8 protein-coding genes are annotated in these 4,659 nt (G+C 22.5%); 4 read left to right on the top strand and 4 right to left on the bottom strand.

Features of this window, described 5'->3' with window-relative positions; translation table 11 throughout:
• Positions 1-77 precede the first annotated feature (77 nt).
• The gene (locus Q0V09_RS07970; RefSeq protein ID WP_297488292.1) at positions 78-350 is read right to left on the bottom strand and encodes a hypothetical protein; all 273 of its coding nucleotides are present in this window, start codon (positions 348-350) and stop codon (positions 78-80) included.
• Positions 351-427: 77 nt separating this feature from the next.
• Positions 428-766, bottom strand: coding sequence for a hypothetical protein (locus Q0V09_RS07965; protein WP_297488289.1), 339 nt, complete (start codon positions 764-766; stop codon positions 428-430).
• A 159-nt stretch (positions 767-925) separates the two neighbouring features.
• Between Q0V09_RS07965 and Q0V09_RS07960 the strand changes: the two genes are divergently transcribed.
• Positions 926-1,567 carry a CatA-like O-acetyltransferase gene (locus Q0V09_RS07960; protein ID WP_297488287.1) on the top strand — a complete coding sequence of 214 codons (642 nt, stop codon included), beginning with the start codon at positions 926-928 and terminating at the stop codon, positions 1,565-1,567.
• 41 nt (positions 1,568-1,608) lie between these two features.
• On the opposite strand, the gene rlmF is transcribed toward Q0V09_RS07960, so the two are convergent.
• Both rlmF and Q0V09_RS07950 read right to left on the bottom strand, forming a co-directional pair.
• On the bottom strand, positions 1,609-2,505 hold the full coding sequence (gene rlmF, locus Q0V09_RS07955) for a 23S rRNA (adenine(1618)-N(6))-methyltransferase RlmF (protein ID WP_297488284.1): 897 nt from the start codon (positions 2,503-2,505) through the stop codon (positions 1,609-1,611).
• Between the two features lie 233 nt (positions 2,506-2,738).
• Positions 2,739-3,422: a DNA alkylation repair protein gene (locus Q0V09_RS07950; protein WP_297488281.1), complete on the bottom strand. Its 684-nt coding sequence runs from the start codon at positions 3,420-3,422 to the stop codon at positions 2,739-2,741.
• A gap of 184 nt (positions 3,423-3,606) precedes the next feature.
• On the opposite strand from Q0V09_RS07950, the gene Q0V09_RS07945 reads away from it, so the two are divergent.
• From Q0V09_RS07945 to Q0V09_RS07935, 3 genes are read left to right on the top strand one after another with little or no spacing between them, the layout of a single operon-like run.
• Positions 3,607-3,828: a hypothetical protein gene (locus tag Q0V09_RS07945; RefSeq protein WP_297488277.1), complete on the top strand. Its 222-nt coding sequence runs from the start codon at positions 3,607-3,609 to the stop codon at positions 3,826-3,828.
• Positions 3,829-3,855: 27 nt separating this feature from the next.
• Entirely contained in the window at positions 3,856-4,164 is a 309-nt protein-coding gene (locus Q0V09_RS07940; RefSeq protein ID WP_297488274.1) for a hypothetical protein, read from the top strand.
• A gap of 14 nt (positions 4,165-4,178) precedes the next feature.
• The gene (locus Q0V09_RS07935) at positions 4,179-4,487 is read left to right on the top strand and encodes a hypothetical protein (protein WP_297406318.1); all 309 of its coding nucleotides are present in this window, start codon (positions 4,179-4,181) and stop codon (positions 4,485-4,487) included.
• Positions 4,488-4,659: the final 172 nt, after the last annotated feature.

The following is a 4,659-nucleotide window of genomic DNA, read 5'->3' as shown; positions in this document are numbered from 1 at the left end:
TTTCCTTTTATTTTTACTTTTTCCATTATTCAGTTCTCCTATTTACATTTTTTAATTTCATAGTTTATTTTCAATATTTATTCTTTATAAAACTCTTTATATGTTTTATTTTTAAGTTTTTCTCTAATCTTAGACACTTCTACTGTTGTTACAGCCCCACATTCTGCAATGGCTTTTTCATTCTTTCCACAAATAAATATATGGCAATCTCCATTTGAGTAGTGATTTCCTTTTTTACAGCTCGTAACATATCCATTTTCCAATACTCCACCTAGTAATTTATTACATTTAACACATCTTATTTTATGAATAAATTTCAATTCTTCTAGTTCTTTTATATCAAATTCCATTTTCTTGCTCCTGTTATTTTTTAAATTTTTTAGAATAAAAAAAGGATACTATGTTAAAAGTACCCTACCCACTCATTTTATTTTATATTTTTAAATATATTCTTTTCACCACATTTACAAACAATAACTATTTCTGATAAATCATTCATAAATTTTAAATTGTCCTCTATCAAATAAATATTACCTTGTTTAAACCCTAAGTTAGTTTTACATTGGGAACATAACAATTCATTTTCCATTGATTTTATTTCTTTTTCTTTATCTACAACTATCCCCAGTATTCTATTGGTTTCATTTATATAATATTCCCAATAGATAGTTTTTTTTAACTCTATCATAGTATTAACATTAGCTACTTTTAAATAGTCCATTGCTATAATACTTAAATTTCTTTCTATTTTTATTGGTTTATTCATTTTTTTTACTCCTTATACAAAGATTAAAATACTCTAATATATACTTTAATAATAGAAATAAGTCAATATGACTATTTAAAATTAAGACTACTTAGTAAGAGTTTTTATTGCAATTTATTATTTTTTATATTAAACTTTGATAAAAAATTGGAGGTTTTTATGATTTTTAAAGAAATTAATATTGAAACATGGAAAAGAAAAGAATATTATGAACATTTTTCAAAAGATACACCTTGCACAATAAGTTTAACAACTAAGATAGATATAACTAATTTAAAAAAAATGAATTTAAAAATTTATCCAGCTTTAATATTTGCTTTAACAAAAACTATTAATAAAGTTGAAGAATTTAGAATAAATAAAAATTCTGAGGGGATTTTAGGAATTTATGAAAAAGTATATCCTTGCTATACTTATTTAAAAGAAGGAAATGAATTGTTTACTAATTTTTGGATTGATTCTATAAAATGTTATTCTGAATTTTATAAATCTTATATTTTTAATATCTCTCAATATGGAGATAGTATAAAAATAATGGGGAAAGAAAATCTTCCTGAAAATACTTTTCCAGTTTCTATGATTCCTTGGAATAGTTTTGATGGATTCAATTTAAATTTAAAAAATGCATATGATTATTATCTTCCAATATTCACCTTTGGTAAATTTATATTAGACAATAAAAAATATTTAATTCCTTTATCTATACAAGTTCATCATGCAGTATGTGATGGATTTCATCTTTGTAGATTTATAGAAAAATTTCAAGAATTTATTAATAATGAAGCTAATTTTTTAGATTAAAAAATGGAACTAAAAAATTATAGTTCCATGCAAGAAAATATTTAAATTTTAGAGTATGTCCAAGCTAAAACTCTACTAATTTTTTGTCCTTGACTCATCTCTAAAATTTTGTATTTAGCTCCAAGTTTTTCAAGAACTTTTATAGTTGGCTTTATATTGTCTTTATTAGCTACTAAAGATGAAAACCAAAATACTTGAGATGAAAAAAGAGCACTTTCTTTGGCCATTTTTTTTAAGAAAAGACGCTCTCCTCCAGAACACCAAAGCTCTGCTTTTTGTCCTCCAAAATTTAAACCATCTTTAATATTTTTATTATCTTTACTAAGATTATTTACTTTTCTTTTATTAGCTTTCAAAGCCTCTTCCAGTGAGGAGTGGAATGGAGGATTACACATAGTTAGATGAAAATAATTATTTTTTTCTATGATTCCTACAAAAATATGATTTTTATCTTTTTGTAATTTTAATTTTATTTTATTTTTTAAATTTTCATTTGCATTAATAATTTTTTCAGCATTTTCAATGGAATTAGGATCAATATCTGAACCGGTAAAGTTCCAATTATATGTTTGACTTCCTATGATAGGATAGATACAATTAGCACCTGTTCCAATATCTAAAACATTTATATTATCTTTTTTAGCTAAAGTTAAAAGATCGTTTATATAATGGATATAGTCTGCTCTACCAGGAATAGGAGGACATAAAAATCCTTTTGGAATATCCCAATAATCAACATTGTAGTATGTTTTAATTAAAGCTTTGTTAAGAAGAATAACTCCATTACTATTACTAAAGTCAATTGTATCTTCACCATTTGGATTTTTTATAATAAAAGATTTTAGTTCAGGTAAATTTTCAGTTAGTATTTTAAAATTATATTTTCCTTTATGGGGATTGTTAGGATGTAACTCCCCTTTTTTTATTGTTTTTTTCAATAGAAACACTCCTTGCATATTAATTTACCAGTATATTATATCAAAGATTCTAAGGAAAAGATAAAATTTATTTAGAATTTTTATTTTCTTCAACATCATTTTGAATAAGTACGTATACACAAATTGCTAAAAGTAAAATTATTAGAAACATATTGACCTCCAAATTATGTTAGATAAAGTTTATGCTATCTTTATTACCACATAGAAATTAAAAGTCAATATGAAAATTAAAATTATTTTATTTTTAAACTTTTAAAGTACTCTTTTTGTTTCTTTGAAAACCTTAAACTTTCACAAGATTTTTGAATAGTTTTATTATGAATCCATTTATCTAAGATTTTATTTTCAAGAAAATAAATTGTTAATTCATATTGTTTTACTAAAGCTGTAGAGAAATACCAAGCTATCATCATATTAATATAGTATTCATTAGATTTAACTTTTGAAACTAAGTATAACATCTCTATATTAAAATTATCATTAAGATAATTACGAAGAAGGAGTCCAATTGCAAATCTAACAGTATATGTTTTATCTGAATTAATCCATATCTTTATTTTATCATAAATCTCATTGGGGTATTTTTTAAATATTTTTGGAGAGAAGGAATCGCAAGTTCCCCAGTTATCAATATAAGGTAGAAAATTTTCAGTATATATTAAAGTTTCTTTATAATCTTTAATATTTTCGATAAAAAAACTATGAAGATTATTTTCTTCGTAATATTTATGAGGTAGAGTATTTAAAAATTCAATTGCCTGAATTTTATTTGTTTTATAAAAAGAAGAAGCAAAAGCTCGTAAAATAGGGACTCTTACTCCTATAATATTTTCCTCTTTAATATTTGGGATTAATTTTTTATGAAATTCTTTATATTTTTTATCTTGTAATTTAAATAATTGAATATCTATTTTCAATTGCTTCCTCCTTATAAAATAAATTATTTTTTATATTAAATTTTTAGATGATATAGTATATCATAGTTATTATTAATATTTTCAATTAAAAAACAAAGATTTGAAATATTTTATTTTCCTTGTAAATTAAGTTAATAAGAGTATACTAGATAAAAAGGGAATTAAATAAAGTGAGGTGAATTTTATGGAATTAGAAATTAGTAAAAGTAGAGAAATGAATGGAGTAAATTATACTCCTATAGACATAAGTACTTTAAAATTATCTCACAATGAAAAATTGGATATTTGTATGTTGTGTTCTTTTTATTTAGATGAAAAATCTTGTTTTGAAAGTATGAAGATATTAGGGAATTGTTTAGGTAAGAGAGATGATGGAAAAAAAGTAATATTTGTAGAAAGTGAATAAAATAATTAGAATTATGAAAGAGGAATTATGTTAAAAGAATTAGTTTCAATTGTATTGTCATTAGCAATATTTATTTTTTCAGTGAGAGGAATATATAGAATTGTTAGTGAATTACTTAAAATTAAAAAATATAAGGGTAAATTTGTATTTTGTATTATAGATAGAGAAGAGACAAATAAGTATAAAATATTAAAGTATGTGTCTATTTATGGAAATGATGGAATAGCTTATGGATTATTAGGTGATAAGACTATTATGTTTAATACTGAAGAGGATGCCTTGGTTGCTCTACTTAGTCAGAATATCTCATTAAATGTATTTGTAGTTAGAATATAAAAGAAAGGACAGATATGAAATATACAGAAATAGTAAATTTAGCTTCAGTTATAAGTTCAGGATTACTATTAATTAGATTTTTATTGGAAATATTTATTATATTTTTTAAAAAATACAGATTAAAAAATTATAAAGGTAAGTATGTTATATGTAAAGTATGGAGAGATGAAAATGAAGGTTTTGAAGATATTTTTTATATAAATTCAATGAAATATTTAACAAAAAATATAAATGATGCTAAAATTTATAATAATCAATATTTAGCTTATAAAGAAATTGAAAAAGAAGAAAATATTGATGATTTATTTATAAAAAATATTTAAAATAAGAATCCCCTTATAAAGGTAAGCTTTTAAGGGGATTTTGTAAATTATGTTATTTTTTATTTTTCTTCAACAGCAAAAATACCTGTTTGAGGATTTCTTTTTTGAATAATAACTCTAGAATCTTTAGTTAAACTATCTAATTTACCCTCTCTTTTCATTAGTAATAAAT

This window comes from uncultured Cetobacterium sp. (genome assembly GCF_947039425.1).
In the GTDB taxonomy this organism is placed as follows: Bacteria; Fusobacteriota; Fusobacteriia; order Fusobacteriales; family Fusobacteriaceae; genus Cetobacterium_A.
The sequence above is the reverse complement of the archived record's forward strand: the minus strand, read 5'-3'. Positions and strand labels throughout refer to the sequence as shown.